Origin of the sequence: Allgaiera indica (assembly GCF_900106675.1) — a bacterium.
Classification (GTDB): Bacteria; Pseudomonadota; Alphaproteobacteria; order Rhodobacterales; family Rhodobacteraceae; genus Acidimangrovimonas; species Acidimangrovimonas indica.
Genome location: NZ_FNOB01000005.1, coordinates 185999 through 205034 on the forward strand (window position 1 = coordinate 185999; position 19036 = coordinate 205034).

At 68.3% G+C, this 19036-nt stretch carries 22 protein-coding genes and 1 tRNA gene; 4 read left to right on the forward strand and 19 right to left on the reverse strand.

The window, feature by feature from the left end; all coding sequences use genetic code 11:
* Positions 1-41: 41 nt before the first annotated feature.
* From BLV97_RS06310 to fabD, 14 genes are all read right to left on the reverse strand, one after another.
* Positions 42-449, reverse strand: coding sequence for a DUF3168 domain-containing protein (locus BLV97_RS06310; protein WP_035843085.1), 408 nt, complete (start codon positions 447-449; stop codon positions 42-44).
* A complete protein-coding gene (locus tag BLV97_RS06315) occupies positions 446-784 on the reverse strand; it encodes a head-tail adaptor protein (protein WP_035843083.1) in 339 nt (112 codons plus the stop codon). Before BLV97_RS06315 ends, BLV97_RS06310 begins: the two co-directional genes overlap by 4 nt.
* Before the next feature lie 8 nt (positions 785-792).
* Positions 793-1395, reverse strand: coding sequence for a head-tail connector protein (locus BLV97_RS06320; protein WP_308430843.1), 603 nt, complete (start codon positions 1393-1395; stop codon positions 793-795).
* Positions 1396-1539: 144 nt separating this feature from the next.
* Positions 1540-2745: a phage major capsid protein gene (locus tag BLV97_RS06325; RefSeq protein ID WP_035843080.1), complete on the reverse strand. Its 1206-nt coding sequence runs from the start codon at positions 2743-2745 to the stop codon at positions 1540-1542.
* Between the two features lie 33 nt (positions 2746-2778).
* Positions 2779-3336, reverse strand: a complete 558-nt coding sequence (locus BLV97_RS06330) for an HK97 family phage prohead protease (RefSeq protein ID WP_081825073.1) — start codon at positions 3334-3336, stop codon at positions 2779-2781.
* Positions 3337-3354: 18 nt separating this feature from the next.
* The gene (locus BLV97_RS06335; protein WP_035843073.1) at positions 3355-3603 is read right to left on the reverse strand and encodes a GTA head formation protein, RCAP_rcc01685 family; all 249 of its coding nucleotides are present in this window, start codon (positions 3601-3603) and stop codon (positions 3355-3357) included.
* Positions 3600-4772, reverse strand: coding sequence for a phage portal protein (locus BLV97_RS06340; RefSeq protein ID WP_244520973.1), 1173 nt, complete (start codon positions 4770-4772; stop codon positions 3600-3602). The genes BLV97_RS06335 and BLV97_RS06340 overlap by 4 nt, the downstream gene beginning before the upstream one ends.
* A gap of 116 nt (positions 4773-4888) precedes the next feature.
* Entirely contained in the window at positions 4889-6286 is a 1398-nt protein-coding gene (locus BLV97_RS06345; protein ID WP_081825072.1) for a DNA-packaging protein, read from the reverse strand.
* The gene (locus BLV97_RS22075) at positions 6183-6668 is read right to left on the reverse strand and encodes a hypothetical protein (RefSeq protein WP_051646086.1); all 486 of its coding nucleotides are present in this window, start codon (positions 6666-6668) and stop codon (positions 6183-6185) included. Before BLV97_RS22075 ends, BLV97_RS06345 begins: the two co-directional genes overlap by 104 nt.
* 79 nt (positions 6669-6747) lie before the next feature.
* Entirely contained in the window at positions 6748-7935 is a 1188-nt protein-coding gene (gene mltG / locus BLV97_RS06355) for an endolytic transglycosylase MltG (protein WP_035843067.1), read from the reverse strand.
* Positions 7935-9197 (reverse strand): beta-ketoacyl-ACP synthase II, encoded by a 1263-nt coding sequence (fabF, locus tag BLV97_RS06360; RefSeq protein ID WP_035843064.1) that lies wholly within the window; start codon positions 9195-9197, stop codon positions 7935-7937. Before fabF ends, mltG begins: the two co-directional genes overlap by 1 nt.
* A 398-nt stretch (positions 9198-9595) precedes the next feature.
* Positions 9596-9829 carry an acyl carrier protein gene (locus BLV97_RS06365; RefSeq protein ID WP_035843061.1) on the reverse strand — a complete coding sequence of 78 codons (234 nt, stop codon included), beginning with the start codon at positions 9827-9829 and terminating at the stop codon, positions 9596-9598.
* Between the two features lie 188 nt (positions 9830-10017).
* Entirely contained in the window at positions 10018-10755 is a 738-nt protein-coding gene (gene fabG / locus BLV97_RS06370) for a 3-oxoacyl-[acyl-carrier-protein] reductase (protein ID WP_035843060.1), read from the reverse strand.
* Between the two features lie 165 nt (positions 10756-10920).
* A complete protein-coding gene (gene fabD / locus BLV97_RS06375) occupies positions 10921-11853 on the reverse strand; it encodes an ACP S-malonyltransferase (RefSeq protein ID WP_035843058.1) in 933 nt (310 codons plus the stop codon).
* Between the two features lie 593 nt (positions 11854-12446).
* Between fabD and rpsF the strand changes: the two genes are divergently transcribed.
* From rpsF to rplI, 3 genes are read left to right on the forward strand one after another with little or no spacing between them, the layout of a single operon-like run.
* Positions 12447-12803, forward strand: a complete 357-nt coding sequence (rpsF, locus tag BLV97_RS06380; RefSeq protein WP_035843056.1) for a 30S ribosomal protein S6 — start codon at positions 12447-12449, stop codon at positions 12801-12803.
* 24 nt (positions 12804-12827) lie between these two features.
* On the forward strand, positions 12828-13055 hold the full coding sequence (rpsR, locus tag BLV97_RS06385) for a 30S ribosomal protein S18 (RefSeq protein ID WP_035843054.1): 228 nt from the start codon (positions 12828-12830) through the stop codon (positions 13053-13055).
* A 12-nt stretch (positions 13056-13067) separates the two neighbouring features.
* The gene (gene rplI / locus BLV97_RS06390) at positions 13068-13655 is read left to right on the forward strand and encodes a 50S ribosomal protein L9 (RefSeq protein ID WP_035843052.1); all 588 of its coding nucleotides are present in this window, start codon (positions 13068-13070) and stop codon (positions 13653-13655) included.
* Between the two features lie 110 nt (positions 13656-13765).
* On the opposite strand, the gene BLV97_RS06395 is transcribed toward rplI, so the two are convergent.
* The 4 genes from BLV97_RS06395 to BLV97_RS06410 form a co-directional block, all read right to left on the reverse strand.
* Positions 13766-14113 (reverse strand): MarR family winged helix-turn-helix transcriptional regulator, encoded by a 348-nt coding sequence (locus BLV97_RS06395; RefSeq protein WP_081825071.1) that lies wholly within the window; start codon positions 14111-14113, stop codon positions 13766-13768.
* Positions 14114-14470: 357 nt separating this feature from the next.
* Positions 14471-14866, reverse strand: a complete 396-nt coding sequence (locus BLV97_RS06400) for a DUF3775 domain-containing protein (RefSeq protein WP_035843050.1) — start codon at positions 14864-14866, stop codon at positions 14471-14473.
* A gap of 119 nt (positions 14867-14985) precedes the next feature.
* Positions 14986-16320, reverse strand: coding sequence for a trigger factor (gene tig, locus BLV97_RS06405; RefSeq protein WP_035843047.1), 1335 nt, complete (start codon positions 16318-16320; stop codon positions 14986-14988).
* 22 nt (positions 16321-16342) lie between these two features.
* Positions 16343-16427, reverse strand: a tRNA-Leu gene (locus BLV97_RS06410).
* Positions 16428-16615: 188 nt separating this feature from the next.
* On the opposite strand from BLV97_RS06410, the gene BLV97_RS06415 reads away from it, so the two are divergent.
* Complete coding sequence (locus tag BLV97_RS06415) at positions 16616-17095, forward strand: Hint domain-containing protein (protein WP_035843044.1); 480 nt, start codon at positions 16616-16618, stop codon at positions 17093-17095.
* A gap of 181 nt (positions 17096-17276) precedes the next feature.
* On the opposite strand, the gene BLV97_RS06420 is transcribed toward BLV97_RS06415, so the two are convergent.
* Positions 17277-18923: a bifunctional ADP-dependent NAD(P)H-hydrate dehydratase/NAD(P)H-hydrate epimerase gene (locus BLV97_RS06420; protein ID WP_035843041.1), complete on the reverse strand. Its 1647-nt coding sequence runs from the start codon at positions 18921-18923 to the stop codon at positions 17277-17279.
* Positions 18924-19036 lie beyond the last annotated feature (113 nt).

The window sequence follows — 19036 nt, forward strand, 5'->3', positions numbered from 1 at the left end:
TCCCCTGGAATCGTCGGGGATTTAAGTTGGATTTGTGAAAGTCATTCCTCGACCCTGGCGCGAAAGACCAGGTCGATCCTGCGCGCCGCGCCGTTCTCCGTCCGCTCTGCCTTGGCGGTCAGAAAGCCGATCCCGACCAGTTGGCCCACGCTCAGCACCAAGGGCGCATCGACCAGCGCCGCGGCCACCGCGGCCGCCGCCTTCTTGGCCTCCTGGAACCCGGCGGCGGTGGAATGGACGCTGATCGTCAGCCGGTGTTCCGCCCCCTGGCCGGTCGAATCCGAACGGTCCCGCACCTGTTCCGGTCCCAGCACCACGAAAGTCGCGGGCTTGTCGCCCGCCGGCACCGCGTCATAGACGCCGCCGCCGACCAGCGCCGACAGCGCCGCATCGCCCGAAAGCTGGGCAAAGACCGCGCTTTGCAGCGCCGCGGATGTCGCATAGCTCATGCCGCCACCTCCTCGCGCGCGAAACAGGTCAGGTACTGCCCCTCCGGGTCGCGCTCGGCCACGGCGAGGATGGTGAAGATCCGCGTGCCCTCGCGCAGGCGCTGCCCCGGTTCGGGCCGCGACGGCGCCCCCGGCGGGGCCGCGCGCAGGGTGATCCTGAAGGGCACGCGGGCGAGCGTCACCGCGTCGCCGAAGCTTTCGCGCCCGGTGCCGGGCCGCAACTCGGCCCAGACGACGCCCTGCGCCGTCCAGGTCTCGGTGAATCCGCCGGCGCCGTCGGGCGCCACGACGGGCGCCTCCAGCACCAGCCGGCGGTTCAGCCGCGGCGTGTCCATCGCCCGGCTCATGCCTGGCCCCCACCCAGCACGCGCACGGTGCGCCAGCGCTCGATCAGGGCCATCACCCCGAACGGCATCGCGTCACGCGGGCCGCCGGCGTCATGGCGGTTCTCGTAATAGCCCGTAGCCAGCAGCAGCACCGCCTGGCGCAGATCGGCGGGCACGTCGGTCCAGGCCGGGCCGAACCCCGCGGTGAACGTGATCCGCGCCTCGCCGCCCGTGGGGATCGTCGGCAGCGCCAGCCCCGTCGCCGCGATCCTCGGGCGCTGGCTGTCCTTGACCAGCCGATAGGCCGCCGGATCCGCCGGGGTCTGGATCCCGGCCGCATCGACCAGCACCAGGGCCGCAACCGCGCTGACCGGCGCCAGCGGCAAGGCCTGCCCCTCGGGGTCGCGCCAATAGCTGACACCCCATGAAAAATCTCGCGAAATCAGCGCCTTGCCGATCCGCCCTTCGATCGCGGCCAGGGCCGAGCGCAGATAGCCCTCGGCCAGCCCATCCTGCACCGCATCATCCGCGAAGCCGGTGCCCAGGCGCAAATGGTCCTTGAACTCGGCCACCGGCAGCACCGCCACCGGCACCGGGCTCTGTTCGATCAGCGTCATCATCCGCACATCCCCTGCAAACCTCCGCCATCCCGGGCGCGCGCCCCCGCCCCGCCCGGGCGGAGGGAGACAATTGCGCGGCGCGGGCGCCCCTAAGGGCCCGGCACGCGCCCGGCACCCGGCGCGAACGCCGGGCCTTCGCCCCGTTTAGGACAGGGCGAACTTCAGCAGCTTGATCGCGGCGAAATCGCTGACGTCGCCGCCGACGCGCTTGGTGGCGTAGAACAGCACATGCGGCTTGGCCGAGAACGGATCGCGCAGCACCCGCAGATCGGGACGTTCGGCCACCGTGTAACCCGCGCGGAAATCGCCGAAGGCCATCGAAAGGCTGCCCGAGGCGATATCGGGCATGTCCTCGGCGATCAGCACCGGATAGCCCATCAGCCGCGCGGGCTCGCCCGCCGCCAGCCCGTCCGACCACAGGAAGCGCCCGTCGGCATCCTTCATCTTGCGCACCGCGCCCGCGGTCTTCGAATTCATCACGAAGGTCGCGTTGGCGCGGTAATCGGCATCCAGCGCGTAGACCAGATCGACGATCGAATCCACGGCGTTGGTGGCGGCGAAATCGCCGTCGGCGCCGGTCGCCACATAGCCCAGGCTGCCCCAGGCCCAGGTCGCCTCGGCCACAGCGGGGTGGCTGAGGAACCCCGTCGGCTTGTCGATTCCGTCGCCCGAGATGAACGATTGCGCCTCGGCGCGGGCGAACTTGTGCGCGATGCGGCCGGCCAGCCAGCCCTCGATGTCGAAGGCGCTGTCGTCCAGCAGCCGCTGGCTGGCTTTCGGCAGGGCGCTGAGTTCATGCAGCGGGATCGAGATCCGCTCGATCAGCGGCGTGCCGGTCTCGGCCACCGGGCCGGCCTCGGTCGCCCAGCCCGAACCCACATCGGTATGGTCGATCAACACGTCGAAGCTGGTGGCCTCGACATTCACCACATTGGCGATCGCGCGGATCGAGGCGGTCGAGGCCAACGTCGAGCGGATCGTCTCGGCGGTCTGGGGATCGACCAGATAGCCGCCCTCGGCTGCGACGGATTCGTTCAGCGCCTTGCCCTCGAGCACCAGGCCGCGAAGGCCCGCGTCATCGCCCACGCGCAGATAGGCATCCAGGGCCTTGCGATGCGGCGCGCCGTCGTCGACGGCATGGGAAAGGGCCGGGCGCGCCCGGGTGATAGACTTGCGGTCCAGCATGGTCAGTCGCTCTTCCTGTTGTTGCAACGTTGTCTTCATATCGTCCCGGAAGTTCTTGAATTCCCCCAGGAAACCGTCCAGCGCGGTCTTCATCTCCGCGCCCTCGTACAGGCCGCCGGACACACCCGTCCCGGCCGCCCGAGCCTTCGTCTCGGTCGTCTTCATTTCCAATTCCTCTCTTGGGTGGTCGGCCGAAACCTAGCGCTCGGCCAGCATCCGGCGGGCCTCATCGAAAGCCGCCGCAAGATCGGCGAGCAGCGCCTCGGGCAGCGCCTCCGGCGCCTCGCCCTTCGCCGCCACCCGCGCCTCGGGGAGCATCGGGAAGGTCACCAGCGACACTTCCCACAGATCCAGCTCCGACAATTGGCGCCGGCCCTTCGCGTCACGCTCGGCCACGATGGTACGGTAGCCGATCGACAGGCCCTCGATCGCGCCCGCCTCCAACAGCGCCAGCGCCTCGCGGCCGCGCGCCACATCGGTCAGCACCCTTCCCTTGACCCACAGGCCATGGCCGTCCTCGCGCACCTCGTCCCACACGCCGATCGGCTGCGCCGGATCATGCTGCCAAAGCATCTTCACCCGGCCGCCGCGCGCCGCCAGCGCCTTCAACGAGCGCGCATACGCGCCGGCCCGGACGACATCGCCCCCCTGATCCTCTCGCCCGAAGACCGAGGCATAGCCCTCGACCACCGCCCCGGCACCGACGCTTAGCGCGGCCTCCGCGGGGCACAACTTCAACTCCAGCCCATAATCCATTGCGATTCTTGCCTTTCCTCATTTCAGCAGCGAATCCACCACCAGCCCCGCGCCCTGCGCCAGCATGAACAGAAGCGCGCCATACACTGCCATCCAGATCCGCCGTTCCATGCGATCCAGCATCGCCTCGATCTGGCGCAGCCTGGTTTCGATCGCCTGCCAGCGCTCCTCGGCCACGCGCTCATTGGCCTCGATGCGCGCGTGCGCGGCGTCGAAACTGTCGTAAAGGAACCGCGACCCCCCGCCCGGCGGCCGCCGCCCCGTCATTCTGGCTCCGCAAGCCGCGGCAGGCCCAGCAGCGCGCGCTTTTCCGCCTCGGTCAGGAACTCGGCCGCGCCGACCCGCGCCCATTGCTGATCGCGCTCGGCCGCCAGCGCCGGGACCTGGTCCAGATCCGGCCGGATCTCGACCTCCGCCCCCGAGAACCCCGCCAGCCAATGCGCGATCGCCGCCGTCACCCGCGACACCAGCGGCACCACCGTCAGCCGATAGAAGGCGCGGTTCGCCTCCTGATAATTGGCATAGGTCGCGTCGCCCGGAATGCCCATCAGCATCGGCGGCACACCGAAGGCCACGGCGATCTCGCGCGCGGCCCCCTCCTTGGTCTTCAGGAACTCCATGTCCGAGGGGCTGAACCCCATCGGCTTCCAGTCAAGACCGCCTTCCAGCAGCATCGGCCGCCCGGCATTGCGCGCGCCCTGATGATAGCTTTCCATCTCGGTGATCAGCCGGTCGTATTGATCCGCGCTCAGGCTGCCCTGACCGTCGGACCCCTTGTAGACGATCGCCCCGGAAGGCCGCGCGGCATTGTCCAGCAGTGCCTTCGACCAGGCGCTTGCCGAATTGTGCACATCCACCGCCACCGCCGCCGCCTGCAGCGGCGAAAAGCCGTAATGGTCGTCCTGCGGATGGAACATCTTCACATGACAGATCGGCGCCACCGCCCCGGTCATGTCGAACCGATGCTTGCGCCCGCCCACCTGATACTCGTAGGCCACCGGCCAGCCATCCGCGCCAGGCACCAGCCGCATCCGGTCCGAGCGCAGCACATGCAGCTCCGCCGGCAGCCGCGCGCCGCCCGGGACGGCCTCCAGATAACCGTTGCCGCTCAGCAGAAGCTGGCCATACAGGGCCTCCAGCAATTCCGCCCGGCCCTGCGCCGGATTGGGCCGGCGCAACAGGTCCACCAGCGGATGCGCCTCGTAACGCCGATCGGCGTCCTGAAACACCAACGGCAAGGCCGCCGCCGCTTCGACGATCATCCGCACCGCCCGAAACCCGACGGGATTGCCCTGAAACCCCGACCGGATCAGCGAAACCGTGTCGCGCGGCCCCCAGGCCACCCGCCCCGCCCCCGCCCAGGCGATCACCGGCCCCGAGGCCGAAGCCTTCCGCTCGGCCACCGCCGCCTCCTTGCGCCGCAGGAACTCAAACATCCGCCTCTCCTCATCCATGCCAGGACAGACCGCCGCCCGCAGGCCCGACCCATCCTTTCATTGTTCGCCAAAATACGCCCGCCGGAGGCATCCCGCCCCCGGCCACGGGCGCCGCGTTAAAGCCCCCGCACCCGCGGCCGTCGCCAGGCCTGCGCCGGTGCGATCATCAGATCCGTCAGCGCCCAGACCAGCGCATCCACCCGGTCGGGCGATCCCCGCCCCTGAAATCCCTGGCCCGTCATCTGCGCCATCTGATCCTCCAGCGCCGCCAGACCGCGCATATGCGCGACCCGTCCCTGTTCGTACAGCGCCGCCACCGGCTCGGCCCGCGCAAGCTTGCCCCGCGCCGCCCGGACCGCCCGGTAGGGCACCAGCGGATCGACCTGCCGCAACACGCTTTCCACAAGATCCCCGCCCTGATTGACCTCGGCCACCAGACGCTCGGCGCCATGACGCTCCATCGCGGCAATCGCCGCCCGCGCCCATTGGTCCGGGCTCGCCCCCGACAGGCTTGCATCCTCCAGCACATAGGCCCGCCATTCCTGCGGCGCGCCTTCCGCGACCACCCCGGCCACCACAATACCGCATTCGTCCGACGAACTGTGCCCGGTCACCGGCGGATCCACCGCCACCACCACCCGGCTCAGCCGCGGAACTTCGTCGACCCGGCTAGCCTCGATCGCGGCATTGCTCCACAGCGCCCCCTCGGCCTCTTCCAGCAGCGCGCCGTCCAGCTCCTGCCGTCCCAGCCGCGTGCCGCCGTAGCGCGCGCGCACCTCCTCCAGGAAAGAGGCCGCCAGATAGGCCCGGTTCGCCTCGGTCGGCGCATGTGTCACCACCGTCGACGGGTTGCGCAAGATCGCCTTCAGCGCCTCGACATTGCGCGGCGTCGTCGTCACCACCTGGCGCGGCTGCGGCCCCAGACGCAGCGCGAATTGCAGCATGTCCCAGGCCTCGCCGGCGCGCTTCCACTTCGCCAGCTCGTCGGCCCAGGCCGCATCGAACTGCGGCCCCCGCAGGCTCTCGGGCTCATGCGCCGAGAACAGCCGCGCCTCGGCACCGTTGGGCCAGACCAGCCGCTTGCGCGTCGCCTGCCATTCGGGGCGGCGATCGGGCGGCGTGCAGGCCAGGATGCCGCTTTCGCCGAAAACCATCACCTCGCGCGCCTGGTCGATCGTCTCGCCGACCAGCGCCACATGCTTCGCCATCCCCGGATCGCGCGGCCCCGCCCCTTCCACCTGGGCACGCACCCATTCGGCGCCGGCGCGCGTCTTGCCGGCGCCGCGTCCGCCCATGATCACCCAGCTGCGCCACACGCCCTCGGGCGGCAGCTGATGCGGCAGCGCCCAGAATTCGAACATCCATGGCAGCGCCATCAGCGCCCCGTCGCTCAGGCTTTCCAGAAAGGCGTCAACCGTCTGCGGCGTCGCGGAGGCAAGCCAGGCGGCGCCCGATCTCAGCGCGGGCGGCGGCGAAGTCAAGCTCTGCCGGGTCGCCTCCTCCTTCGCGCCCATGCTCTTTGCGGAGTTTTTCAAGGATCGTCCTTTCGGTCAGCACCGCCTGCAAGGCTTGGCGAAGCTCGCGTGCATAGCCCGGCGCCCGCTTCGCCTCATCCAGCGCGCCGCCTTGCAGCTCGCGGATCATCTGGGCGAAAACTTCGGCCGCGGTCGTGTAGAGAAGCGAGGCCTCCGAAACCAGGGGCCTCGGTGCCTCCCCCTCCTCGGCGGGGGTGTCTAATGTCATCTGGTCGTGAACCTGCCCTCGAAGGCGGCCGCGGATCGCCCCGCGGCCTATGGCTGCTGGCGACATGAAAAAGCGGCACCGGGTTGCCCCGTGCCGCTTGCCCACTTTTCCCAGCTTGTCATAAGGGATACATCGGACCGTCCGCAAAGTCAATCGAAAAATTCATTTCCTTCAATGACTTGCGAACTTTGCCTTAACCCTTCGTTAACCAGACGGCGCCGCGAGGCCGGCTTCAATTGCCATTCTTCGGGGCACCGGTCTGCTGCTGTTTTTGCTGCTCTGCCTGGATCTTGCGCCATTTCTCGACGTTCTTGTTGTGCTCGGCCAGGGTTTGCGAAAAGTCGTGCCCACCGGTGCCGTTGGCCACGAAATACAGATACTTGGTGGTCGCCGGATGCAGCGCGGCCTCGATCGCCTCCTTGCCCGGATTGCAGATCGGCGTCGGTGGCAGCCCGTCGATCTGGTAGGTATTGTAGGGCGTCTTGGCGCGCAGCTCGCTTTGCCGCAGACCCCGGCCCAGCACGCCATGCCCCTTGGTGATGCCATAGATCACCGCCGGGTCGGTCTGCAGCCGCATGCCCTTGTCCAGCCGGTTGACGAAAACCGAGGCCACCTCGGCGCGCTCCTGCGCCACGCCGGTCTCCTTCTCGATCAGCGAGGCCATGATCAACGCCTGTTCGGGCGTCTTGTAGGGCAGGTCCTTCGCGCGGTCCTTCCATGCGGCCGCGAGGATCTTCTTCTGCCGGCCCTGCATCTCTTGGATCAGGCTGTCCAGCGCCTCGCCCTTGGTCACGACATAGCTGTCGGGCGACAGGCTACCTTCGGGCGGGGTGTCTTTCACCTTGCCCGACAGGAAATCTACATGCCGCAGCGCATTCAATACATCCCAACTGGTCACACCTTCGGCCAGGATCACCCGATAGCGCGTGTCGGGCTCGGCCTCGGCGCGGGTCAGATCCGCGGGCGGGGTCTTGGTGGTGACCGGGTCGTAGCTGGCCACCTGCGTGTATTGCCCGGCGACGGGGTCAAGCGCGCGCACCTCCAGCGTGCTCGCGGTCACGCCGATGCGGTAATTCACCTCGGTGCCACAGGTGCTCTGGCCGCCCTTGGTCACGATCGCCAGAATGCCCTTCATCGATTCCGATTTGGGAATCAGATAGCTGCCGAACTTCAGCTTATTGCCCTTGTCAGTATAGCTCGCCCCCACCCGAAACAGCATCGCATGGCTGATCGCGCCCTTCTTCTCCAGCTTGCCGGACAGCGAGGCCAGGCTTTCGCCGCGGTCGACGCGCAGGCAGATCGGCTGGGCCAGCGGGCCCGGTCCGGTGAATTGCTGACGGCTCCATTCCAGGAAGCCGGCCACCGCGACCAACAGAACGATGAACAGCGTCAAGGCGTTCGAGGCGACAGAGCGGCCCATTACCGTGCAACTTTCCCCAGCACGAGGCTGGCATTGGTTCCCCCGAAGCCGAAGGAATTCGACAGCGCCACGTCAACGCGCCGCTTCACCGCCCGGTTCGGCGCCAGATCCAGCCTGGTCTCGACCGCGGGCGTGTCAAGGTTGATGGTCGGCGGCGCCACCTGATCGCGGATCGCCAACGCGCAGAAGATCGCCTCGACCGCGCCGGCGGCGCCCAGAAGATGGCCGATCGACGACTTGGTCGACGACATCGTCGCCCCGGCTGCCGCGTCGCCCAGCAGGCGCTCTACCGCGCCCAGCTCGATCGTGTCGGCCATGGTGCTGGTGCCGTGGGCGTTGATGTAATCCACCGCGTCGGCGCCGATCCCCGCGCGCTTCAGCGCCGCCTGCATGGCACGGAAGCCGCCCTCGCCATCCTCGGACGGCGCGGTGATGTGATAGGCGTCGCCCGACAGGCCATACCCCAGCACCTCGGCGTAGATCTTGGCGCCGCGCGCCACCGCGTGTTCGTATTCCTCCAGCACCACGACGCCGCCGCCCTCGCCCATGACAAAGCCGTCGCGATCGGCATCATAGGGGCGGCTGGCCGTCCGGGGCGCGTCGCCGCGCTTGGTCGACAGCGCCTTGCAGGCGTTGAAGCCGGCAATGCCGATCTCGCTGATCGGGCTTTCGGCGCCGCCCGCCACCATCACGTCGGCGTCGCCCCACTGGATCAGCCGCGCAGCATCACCGATCGCATGCGCCCCGGTCGAACAGGCCGTCACCACCGCGTGGTTCGGCCCCTTGAAGCCGTAGCGGATGCTGACCTGGCCGGAGATCAGGTTGATCAGCGCGCCGGGAATGAAGAACGGGCTGACCCGCCGGGGCCCGCGCTCCTTCAGCAGCACCGCCGTCTCGGCGATCGATGACAGCCCGCCGATGCCCGAGCCGATCATCACCCCGGTGCGCAATTTCTCTTCTTCGGAAGGGGTGTCCCAGCCCGCGTCACGCACCGCCTGCACCGCAGCCGCCATGCCGTAAAGGATGAAATCATCGACCTTGCGCTGTTCCTTGGGCTCCATCCAGTCGTCGGGATTGAAGGTTCCGTCCGACCCGTCGCCACGCGGGATCTCGCAGGCATAGGTGGTGGCCAGATGGCTTGCGTCGAAGCGCGAGATCGTCGCGGCGCCCGACTGGCCGTCGAGAAGGCGGCTCCAGGTTTCTTCCACTCCGCAGGCCAGCGGCGTGACCATTCCCAGACCCGTAATCACAACCCGGCGCATCTGTTCTCCTCATTCATGTCGCGGCATCCCGCGCACAGTTACACGCGCCCGCGCGCGCGCGCAACGCCAAGCCCGGCCGCGCGCGGCCCGCCGCGCATCACCCGAACCCGGTGGCAGAAGGTGAAACCCCGGCCCGCCGGGTGCGCGCGCCCGGCAGGTTCTGGTACGTTGGGGGGCGCGCCCCCAGCCCCCAGCGATAAATGAGCCGGAAAGAAAGGTCATAGCCGCGCCTTCCCCGACCCGAGCCAGGACAGGCCGGCGTCCCGACCGCGGTGGCGGGTGGTGCCGGCCCGGCCGAAGCGCGCGCGCCGCAAACGTCGGACCCACAAAGAGCGCCCGGCATAAAAGAAAGCGGCGCCCCGCGGGACGCCGCTTCCGCAGTCGCGATTTCGAAAGGTTCAGGCCGCTTCCGAGATGAACTTCACCGCATCGCCGAAGGTCTGGATCGTCTCGGCGGCGTCGTCGGGGATCTCGATCCCGAACTCTTCCTCGAAGGCCATGACCAGCTCGACCGTGTCGAGGCTGTCAGCGCCCAGATCGTCGATGAACGACGCGTTTTCCGTCACCTTGTCTTCTTCGACGCCGAGATGCTCGACCACGATCTTCTTCACGCGGTTTGCGATGTCGCTCATGTCACTTCCTCATCGTGTTTCGGGTCTCGGACCCTGTCTTGTATCCGGTTGCTCATAACGAGCGGCTGCTTGCCCGCCCCCGGGCAGGCCCCGCCCCCGGGACAGCCCCCGGACGGGTCAAATCTGAGCCGCCTATAGCATAGTCTTTGGCCAAGGCAAACGCTTTCGCCTTCCCCCCTGCGGGGTGGTCAGATCATCGTCATTCCGCCGTTGACATGCAAGGTCGCCCCGGTGACGTAGCTTGCCTCGGGGCTGGCCAGATAGACGGTGGCGGCGGCGATATCGGCCGGCACACCCATCGCCCCCGCGGGGATCTCGACCAGGATCTTCTCCTTCTGCTCGTCGGTCAGCTTCTCGGTCATCGCCGTCGAAATGAAGCCCGGCGCGATACAGTTCACCGTCACGTTGCGGCTTGCCACCTCCTGGGCCAGGCTCTTGGACAGGCCCACCATGCCGGCCTTGGCCGCAGCGTAATTCGCCTGCCCGCCGTTGCCTGCGATCCCGACCACCGAGGTAATGTAGATGATCCGCCCCCAGCGCGCCTTCATCATCCCCCGCAAGACCCCGCGCGACAGTCGGAAGGCCGATGTCAGGTTCACGTCGATCACCTGCTGCCAGTCCTCGTCCGACATCCGCATCAGCAGGCCGTCGCGGGTGATGCCGGCATTGTTGACCAGGATATCGACCGCCCCCATGGCCTCGGCGGCCTGGCGTGCCAGCGCATCGACGGCGGCGAAATCGGACAGGTCGCAAGGCAGCACATGCGCCCGCGGCCCCAGCTCCTCGGCCAGCGCCTGAAGCGGCGCGGCGCGTGTCCCCGACAGCCCGACATTTGCCCCCCGCGCGTGCAATTGCCGCGCGATCTCGCCGCCGATCCCCCCCGAAGCGCCCGTCACGAGGGCCGATTTACCCGTTAGATCAAACATGTCCATCTCCTGCGGGGCACCGCCCCTGCTTGCACTCTGGTCTCATTCCGTCGTGGGCCCGCGGCCCAGCCCCGCCGCCGGGAATGCGGGGGCCAGCGGCACAGCCACCCGCGCCCCCAAGCGACGACGATGTCGGTCGCGCCGCGCGCGCCCGGCGCAGCCCCTTCAACCGGCGACCGCCGCCGCCACCTCCTCGGGCGTGCCCACAGCCCGTGTTTCGGCCGACCGTGCGATCCTGCGGATCATCCCCGACAGCGCCTTGCCCGCGCCGATTTCCCAGAACTCGGTCACGCCGGCCGCCACCATCCATTCCACGCTTTCACGCCAGCGCACCGATCCGGTGACCTGGGCCACCAGAAGATCGCGGATCTCGGCATGATCCTCGACCGCCTCGGCACGCACGTTGGCGACCAGCGGCACCTTGGGCTCGGATATCACCACGCCGGCCAGCGTGTTCACCATCACCGAGGCCGCGGGCTGCATCAGCGCGCAGTGGAACGGCGCGCTTACCGGCAGCAGCAGCGCCCGCCTGGCGCCGCGCGCCTTGGCGATCTCGACCGCACGCTCCACCGCCGCGCGATGGCCCGAAACCACCACCTGCGCGGGGTCGTTGTCGTTCGCCGCCTGGCAGACCTCGCCCTGCGCGGCCTCGGCGGCGACCTCGGACACCGCCTGGAAATCCAGCCCCAGGATCGCCGCCATCGCGCCCACGCCGACCGGCACGGCCTCTTGCATGGCCTGGCCGCGCACCCGCAAAAGCCGCGCCGTGTCGGCCAGGCTCAGCGCCCCCGCCGCGCACAGCGCCGAATATTCCCCCAGGCTGTGACCCGCCACGAAGGCCGCACTCTCGACACCGACGCCCTCGGCCTCCAGCGCGCGCAGCGCCGCGATCGAGGTCGCCATCAGCGCGGGCTGGGCATTCGCGGTCAGGGTCAACTCTTCCGCCGGCCCTTCCCAGATCAGCGTGCTCAGCGCCTCGCCCAGCGCTTCGTCGACCTCATCGAAGACCGCCTTCGCCGCCGGATAGGCATCGGCCAAGGCCTTCCCCATCCCGACCGATTGCGCGCCCTGCCCAGGGAAAACGAATGCCCGCGTCATGTATCCTCCATCAAAAACTGCTCCGCCATACAGCCCTCGGGCACATCGCGCAACTGCGCCGCAAACCCCGGCCCGCGGCTGGCCGGCGCTCGTGCCCCGCCAATACCACACGAAAACGTGAACTACACGACCCGAATGACCCCGTCGGCGTTGACACAAATCAATCGGTTGACGCTGCGGCAAGTACAATCTTCCGGCATCCGGGCAGCCGCCGGGGCGCGCCATGTCGAAACATACCGTGAAAGAGAAGCTTCTCCTTGCCGTGCGCCCAGGTCTTGCCTGGGTGTTTCTCCACGCCGCCTCGCATCAGGCCGCCGCCTGTCCGGCACCACCTCGGTTTGTGCCCAATGACGACCTCCCCCCATGGCGCGCCCTCCCCTTTCATCGTTCCCCAAATACGCCCGCCGGAAGCGCCACCAAAGCCGCGCCCCCAGCGGTATCCGGCCCGCGGCGGCGCTTGCATCCCCGCGCAGCCACTGTATAAGGCCCCATCCTTCCGCAAGATCACGAAACCGGCGCAGCCTCTCGTGAGCGGGCCGCGGAAGGCCCTTCGCCCGCTCTATGAAATGCGCCTTGACATGAATGGAGTCCGCATGCCGCTTTACGAGCATGTCCTCATCGCGCGTCAGGACCTGTCCAACGCGCAGGCCGAAGGCCTGATCGAACATTTCTCCTCGGTACTCTCCGACAACGGCGGCAAGGTCGTCGATCACGAGTATTGGGGCGTCAAGACCATGGCCTACAAGATCAACAAGAACCGCAAGGGCCACTACGCCTTCCTGCGCACCGACGCCCCCGCGCCGGCCGTCCAGGAGATGGAGCGCCTGGCGCGGCTGCATGACGACGTGATGCGCGTACTGACCATCAAGGTCGACGAGCACGCCGAAGGTCCGTCGATCCAGATGCAGAAGCGCGACGACCGCGACCGCGACCGCGGCCCGCGTCGTTGATCGGTCAGAGGAAAGGAACAACCCATGGCTAACAAACCGTTTTTCCGCCGCCGCAAGGTCTGCCCCTTCTCCGGCGACAACGCGCCGAAGATCGACTACAAGGACGTGCGTCTGCTGCAGCGCTACATCTCGGAACGCGGCAAGATCGTGCCGTCGCGCATCACCGCCGTCTCCGCCAAGAAGCAGCGTGAACTGGCCCGCGCCATCAAGCGCGCGCGGTTCCTGGCGCTGCTCCCCTACGCCGTGAAGTAAGGAGCCAGACCCATGCAAGTCATCCTACTCCAGCGCGTGTCCAAGCTTGGGCAGATGGGCGATGTCGTGACCGTCAAGGACGGCTACGGCCGCAACTTCCTGCTGCCGCAGGGCAAGGCGCTGCGCGCGACCGAGGCCAACATCGCCTCGTTCCAGGACCGCAAGGCCCAGCTCGAGGCGCATAACCTCGAAACCAAGAAGGAAGCCGATGCGCTGGCAGAAAAGCTCGACGGTCAGACCTTCGTCGTGATTCGCCAGGCTTCGGATTCGGGCGCCCTTTACGGTTCGGTCACCACCCGTGACGCCGCCGATGCGGCCACCGAGGCCGGCTTTACCGTCGATCGCGGCCAGGTCGTTCTGGTCCGCCCGATCAAGGATCTGGGTCTGCACCAGGTCAACGTCGTGCTGCACCCCGAGGTCGAGGTCTCGATCACCCTGAACGTGGCGCGCTCGGCCGAAGAGGCCGAACTGCAGGCCTCGGGCAAGTCGATCCAGGAACTGGCCGCCGAAGAGGAAGCCGCCGCCGAGTTCGAGATTTCCGAACTCTTCGACGACATCGGCAGTGCCGGCCAGGACGAGGACCAGGCCGAAGAGGCCTGAGCACCGTCTTCTGACGCCCCCCAAGACAGCAAAGGCCGCGCCCTGAGGTGCGGCCTTTCGCATTCCGGCAGACAGGCGGCGGCCCGTGATCGCGGGCCGGGCCGCGTGCGTCAGCCCTTTGGGCCGGCCTTTGCGCCGCGGGTGTGGATCACCTTCTGCACCAGCGCCACGAACTGGTCTCGTTCAGCCACGGAAAGCCCGGCCAGCGAGGCCGCATTCTCGTCTATCGCCGCGGCGGTCGCGGCCCCTTTCAACGCCCGCCCCCGGCTGGTCAGCCAGACCCGTTGAACACGGCCGTCGTTCTCGTCCCTCTTGCGGGTGACAAGGCCGTCGCGCTCCATTCGCGTCAAGGTATTGGCCATCGTCGCCTGTTCGATATCCAGCCGCTCGACCAGTTGCTTCTGCGACAACCCGTCGGTCTCCCACAATTCGAGCAAGGCGGGAAACGTTCCGGTCATCAGGCCCGCGGGCTGATCCGCGCCGCGCGGCCCGCGATCGCGAGCGCCGCCATCTCCGGTTTCCGGCTGGCGCGGAACGGGCGCGGGCCCGCCTTGGCGCGCAAACGCGGACGAATGCCGTTCATCGCCGCAAATGGCATCCTGGTTCTGGTTCCCGCGGCGCTCTATCTTTCGGCCAGCGCGCGGGCGGTGAACTTCGGCATATGGTTCGACGCGGTACAGACGCTGGGGCTTTGCGCAGGCGCGGTGAACATCACGCTGCTTGCGCTGAACATGCGCGACGGCCTGCGCCTGACCTGGGCACGGCGCCAAATGGCGGCCCGCCAGGCCCGGCCCCGCGCAAAACCGGCACGGCCGTCAGTCCAGTTCGCCGCTTTCGCGCATCCGCTCCAGCCCGGCTTCCAGATATTCGGTGACCATGGGCTGGCCCAGCAGATAGGTGCTGACCGAGCCGGAATGGCTTTCGGCTGCCAGTTCCATCATCTCGTCCCATTCCTCGGGGTCGCCATCCTCGCGGCCGATCCAGAACAGCGCCACCAGCGCGTGCTGCTGTTCCTCGTTCATGCCCTCGATCTCGTTGATCAGTTCCTCCTCGGTCATCTCGCCTTCCAGCGCCTGCAGCACGTCGGGCCCCTCGTCGTCGGTCGGATTGCCACCCGGATCGTCGACATCGGCGGCCTCCTTGGCCATCACCGCGTTGAACCTCAGGACCAGTTCCTCGATTTCCTCGTCATCGAACGGCAGATCGGCCATGACGCGCTTCCTCCTGTCTCCTCTTGCCTGTCGGGGCCGAACGCGGCAGGGCCGCCGCGGTTCCCAACACGAAAAGAGCCGCCCGAAGGCGGCCCTTCCCGGCAAATCTAGGCCAGAGTTCAGGCTTCGTCGAGCGCCTCGACGGCCTTCTGAAGATCGTCCTTCGAGGCCTCCTTCTCGTCGACCTTGGCGTGGCCGATGATGTGATCCACCACCTTGTCCTCGAACAGCGGCGCGCGGATCTGGCTCTGGATCTCCTGGTTCTGCTGGACGAAGTCGAAGAACGCGCGTTCCTGCCCCGGGTACTGGCGCGCCTGGGTCAGGATCGCCTGGGTCATCTCGCTGTCGGTCACCTCGATCTCATGCTTGCGGCCCATCTCGGCCAGCAGCAGGCCCAGCCGCACCCGGCGGGTGGCCAGCTTGGTGTGCTCGTCGGTCACCTCGACATCGCCATGATCATGGCCCTGATGCTCGGGGTTTTCCTCGTGCCACAGCTGATGCGCGATCTGCTTGGCCTCGGCCTCGACCAGGCTGGGCGGCAGCTCGAAATCCACCAGCGCGTCCAGCTGATCAAGCAGCGACCGCTTCATCACCGCGCGGGTCGCGTCCTTGTATTCCTCTTCCAGACGCTCGCCGATCTGGGCCTTCAGCGCGGCCAGATCCTCGGCGCCGTATTTCTTGGCCAGCTCGTCGTCCACCTCGGCCGGCTTGGGCTCTTTCACCGCCTTCACGGTGCATGCGAAGACCGCGTCCTTGCCGGCCAGGTTCGCCGCGCCGTACTCCGACGGGAAGCTTACCTTCACCTCGACTTCGTCGCCGGCCTTGGCGCCGACCAGCTGCTCCTCGAAGCCGGGGATGAAGCTGCCCGAGCCCAGCACCAGCGGGTAATCCTCGGCGGCACCGCCCTCGAAGGCCTCGCCATCCACCTTGCCCAGGAAGTCGATCACCACCTGATCGCCGTCCTTCGCCTTCGAGCCCTTCTTGCGGTCCTCGAAATTCTCGGCCGAGGCGGCAAGGTTCTGCAGCGCCTCGTCGACCGAGGCCTCGTCGGCCTTCACCATCAAGCGTTCGAGCTTGAGCTTGTCCAGATCCACCTCGGGGATCTCGGGCAGCGCCTCATAGGACATGTCGACGACCACGTCGTCGCCTTCCGTCCAGCTGTCGCCGTTTTGCATCTTCACGTCGGGCTGCAGCGCGGGACGATCGCCCGAAGCCTCGAAATGCTCGCGCATGGCGCCGTCGACGCTGTCCTGGATCGCGTCGCCGATCAGGCGCTGGCCGAACTGCTTGCGCAGCATCGCCAGCGGCACCTTGCCCTTGCGGAAACCCTTCATCTCCACCTCGGGCTGCGCCTCGATCAGCTTTTCCTGCACCTTGGCGTCCAGCTCGGCCGCAGTCACCGTGATGGTGTAGCCGCGCTTCAGACCGTCCTTGAGGGTCTCGGTGACCTGCATGTGTTCGTCCTTCTTTCACCTTTGGTGCGGGTGGAGGGACTTGAACCCCCACGCCTTGCGGCGCCAGAACCTAAATCTGGTGCGTCTGCCAATTTCGCCACACCCGCATGTGCCAAGGGCGCCCCGACCGTCTCCTCCGGCCGGACCGCCCCGAAATCGGCGCCCTTCTAGCAAAGGCGCGGGGCGGATGCGAGAGGAAAAACAGCCCCACAAAAAGCCTGCGCGTAACCCATTCTTGACACATTCTCGGCCAAAACTGTCTTCACGACCCGCCACAGCCGCCACAGGAACGATCATGCCGACGCAGTTTTCGCCCCCGCCGCAGCCATCCGAAATCGCCCAGACCGGCGGGATCGCGGCGGGCAGCATCGTGTTGACGACCGATGGCGCGCTGCCGGTGGAACACCTGACCGCGGGCGACCGGATCATCACCCGTGACGGGATACGCCAGCTGCGCGGCGTCTCGGTGCGTTGCCTGCGCCGTGCCCGGGCGGTGCGGATCGGCGCCAGCACGCTGGACCGCGACTGCCCGGAGGCGGATCTTCTGGTCGCGCCCGATCAGAAGGTGCTGGTAAGCGACTGGCGCGCCAAGGCGCTGTTCGGCGCGCCGCGGGCGATGGTCGAGGCCCGGCGGCTGATTGACGGCGAATTCATTCGCGCCGAGACGGTGGAGACCCTGCGTGTCTTTGATCTGGACCTCGGCCGCCCGGCGGTGATCTACGCCAACGGGCTGGAGCTTGGGCTTGATCCCGCGGCCGTGTCCGCCGAGGCCTGACACCCTTCCCCTGATGATCGCGGATCCCGGCGCCGGGGGTTTCACACCCCCGGACCCCCGTGGAGTATTTGACCCAAGATGAAGCAGCAGGAGCATCCCCGCTGCTTTCCGGTCCAGATATTCCGGGAGCAGACATTTCGGGGCACCAATAGAGCACCAATGGTCGGCGCGCCGAGGCGGCCTATAGCCCCTGCGCGCGCAGAACCTCTGGCAGGATTTCAGGCAGATCCTCGGCGATCAGGCCGGGGCCGAAGCGGCGGGCGGCCTCGACATGTAGCCAGGCCGCGGTTTCGGCCGCCTGCATCGGTTCGAACCCGCGCGCGAGCAGCCCGGTGATCAGCCCGGCCAGCACATCGCCCGACCCGGCCGTCGCCAGCCAGGGCGCCGCGCGCTCGTACAGGGCCGCGTGCAGGCTGCAGCGGCCATCGGGGGCCGCGATCACCGTGTCCGGGCCCTTCATCAGCACCACGCAGCCCGCCCGCGCCGCCGCCGCCCGCGCCGCATCGACCCGCGAATAGGCCGGCCCTGCGGTTGCCGGCGCCTGGAGCCGGTCGGAGATATCGGGAAACAGCCGCGCGAATTCGCCGCCATGCGGGGTCAGCACGACGCGCTGGCCGCAGGTCGCGTCGAACAGCGTCTCGGGGGTCTCGGCGAAGACCGTCAGCGCATCGGCATCCAGCACCGTCGCCCGGCCCGCCGCGCGCGCGCCCAGCGCCGCGCGCGTCAGATCCCGGCTGCCGGCGCCGACCCCCAGCCCCGGCCCCAGGCAGAGCGCGCCGATGCGCCGGTCGTCGAGCGTGCGGGCAAGGTCGTCCGCGCCGTCGATCGCGCGCAGCATCACCGCGTTCAGTTGCGCCGCGTTCTCGGCCAGGGCGGGCGTCGGGCAGCCCAATGTCACCAGCCCCGCGCCGATGCGCAGGGCGGCGCGTGCCGCCAACCGCCCGGCGCCGCCCCGCCCCGCCCCGCCGGCCAGCACCAGGGCGTGGCCATGGGCGTATTTGTGCAATTGCCACGAGGGTTTGGCCAGCAGCCCGGGCGAGATCGGATCGCAGCCGACGGTGGCGCGCCGGTCCGCAGCAAGCCGCGCCCGCGCCTCGGGCGGCAGGCGCTGGCGGTCGGCCCGCGGCAGGCCGATATCGGCAACCACCAGTTGCCCGCAGCGCAGCGGCCCGCCGGCCAGGCCCGGCGCCGGATGGGTCAGCAGATGGCCCAGCTTGGCGGCATGGAAGGTCACCGTCAGCGCCGCCATCATCGCGCCGCCCAGCACCGCGCCGCTGTCGCTGCAAAGCCCCGAGGGCAGATCCACCGACACCGTGCGCGGCCCGCCGCCCTGGCGCCAGCGCGCGGAGAATTTCAGAAACAGCGCCAATCCGGATTTCGCCATCTCGATCGGCCGCGTCAGCCCGATCCCGAACAGCGCGTCGATGAACAGATCCGCCCCGAAGGTGGCCAGCTCTCCGACATCGGCCACCGCCTGGGCCGGGGTGACGCGGCCGGTCTCGCACCAGCGGTCGTACATGGCTCGGGCGGGGTCGGGCAGCCGCTCGGGCGCGCCATAGAGATAGACCGCCACCGTCCAGCCCCGCGCGCGCAGCAGCCGCGCCACGACGAAGCCGTCACCGCCGTTGTTGCCCGGCCCGCACAGCACGATCGCCCGCCGATCGCCCGCTTCCAGCGCCGGCCAGTTTGCCAGAATCGCCGCGACCACGCTTTCGCCCGCGCGCTCCATCAGCTCCCCGGCCGAGACTTTCCCCGAGGCGACGGCCACAGCCTCGACCGCCCGCATTTGCGCCGCTGTCAGAACCTCGGTCCCGTTGCGCTCAACCATGTCACCCTTGACCTTTCGCACAACGCCCAATCAGACGCCAAGTTGCACATTATTTCATCACTTGCGGCGGAATTCGGCCTGCCGCCCCGGGCCCCGCCTGCGGCTCGATTGTC

Bases quoted from the DNA above. Each gene is read 5' to 3' on its own strand.
- BLV97_RS06310 (WP_035843085.1), bottom strand. From the start codon at position 449: ATGAGCTATGCGACATCCGCGGCGCTGCAAAGCGCGGTCTTTGCCCAG.
- BLV97_RS06315 (WP_035843083.1), bottom strand. From the start codon at position 784: ATGGACACGCCGCGGCTGAACCGCCGGCTGGTGCTGGAGGCGCCCGTC.
- BLV97_RS06320 (WP_308430843.1), bottom strand. From the start codon at position 1,395: ATGATGACGCTGATCGAACAGAGCCCGGTGCCGGTGGCGGTGCTGCCG.
- BLV97_RS06325 (WP_035843080.1), bottom strand. From the start codon at position 2,745: ATGAAGACGACCGAGACGAAGGCTCGGGCGGCCGGGACGGGTGTGTCC.
- BLV97_RS06330 (WP_081825073.1), bottom strand. From the start codon at position 3,336: ATGGATTATGGGCTGGAGTTGAAGTTGTGCCCCGCGGAGGCCGCGCTA.
- BLV97_RS06335 (WP_035843073.1), bottom strand. From the start codon at position 3,603: ATGACGGGGCGGCGGCCGCCGGGCGGGGGGTCGCGGTTCCTTTACGAC.
- BLV97_RS06340 (WP_244520973.1), bottom strand. From the start codon at position 4,772: ATGTTTGAGTTCCTGCGGCGCAAGGAGGCGGCGGTGGCCGAGCGGAAG.
- BLV97_RS06345 (WP_081825072.1), bottom strand. From the start codon at position 6,286: ATGGGCGCGAAGGAGGAGGCGACCCGGCAGAGCTTGACTTCGCCGCCG.
- mltG (WP_035843067.1), bottom strand. From the start codon at position 7,935: ATGGGCCGCTCTGTCGCCTCGAACGCCTTGACGCTGTTCATCGTTCTG.
- fabF (WP_035843064.1), bottom strand. From the start codon at position 9,197: ATGCGCCGGGTTGTGATTACGGGTCTGGGAATGGTCACGCCGCTGGCC.
- BLV97_RS06365 (WP_035843061.1), bottom strand. From the start codon at position 9,829: ATGAGCGACATCGCAAACCGCGTGAAGAAGATCGTGGTCGAGCATCTC.
- fabG (WP_035843060.1), bottom strand. From the start codon at position 10,755: ATGTTTGATCTAACGGGTAAATCGGCCCTCGTGACGGGCGCTTCGGGG.
- fabD (WP_035843058.1), bottom strand. From the start codon at position 11,853: ATGACGCGGGCATTCGTTTTCCCTGGGCAGGGCGCGCAATCGGTCGGG.
- rpsF (WP_035843056.1), top strand. From the start codon at position 12,447: ATGCCGCTTTACGAGCATGTCCTCATCGCGCGTCAGGACCTGTCCAAC.
- rpsR (WP_035843054.1), top strand. From the start codon at position 12,828: ATGGCTAACAAACCGTTTTTCCGCCGCCGCAAGGTCTGCCCCTTCTCC.
- rplI (WP_035843052.1), top strand. From the start codon at position 13,068: ATGCAAGTCATCCTACTCCAGCGCGTGTCCAAGCTTGGGCAGATGGGC.
- BLV97_RS06395 (WP_081825071.1), bottom strand. From the start codon at position 14,113: ATGACCGGAACGTTTCCCGCCTTGCTCGAATTGTGGGAGACCGACGGG.
- BLV97_RS06400 (WP_035843050.1), bottom strand. From the start codon at position 14,866: ATGGCCGATCTGCCGTTCGATGACGAGGAAATCGAGGAACTGGTCCTG.
- tig (WP_035843047.1), bottom strand. From the start codon at position 16,320: ATGCAGGTCACCGAGACCCTCAAGGACGGTCTGAAGCGCGGCTACACC.
- BLV97_RS06415 (WP_035843044.1), top strand. From the start codon at position 16,616: ATGCCGACGCAGTTTTCGCCCCCGCCGCAGCCATCCGAAATCGCCCAG.
- BLV97_RS06420 (WP_035843041.1), bottom strand. From the start codon at position 18,923: ATGGTTGAGCGCAACGGGACCGAGGTTCTGACAGCGGCGCAAATGCGG.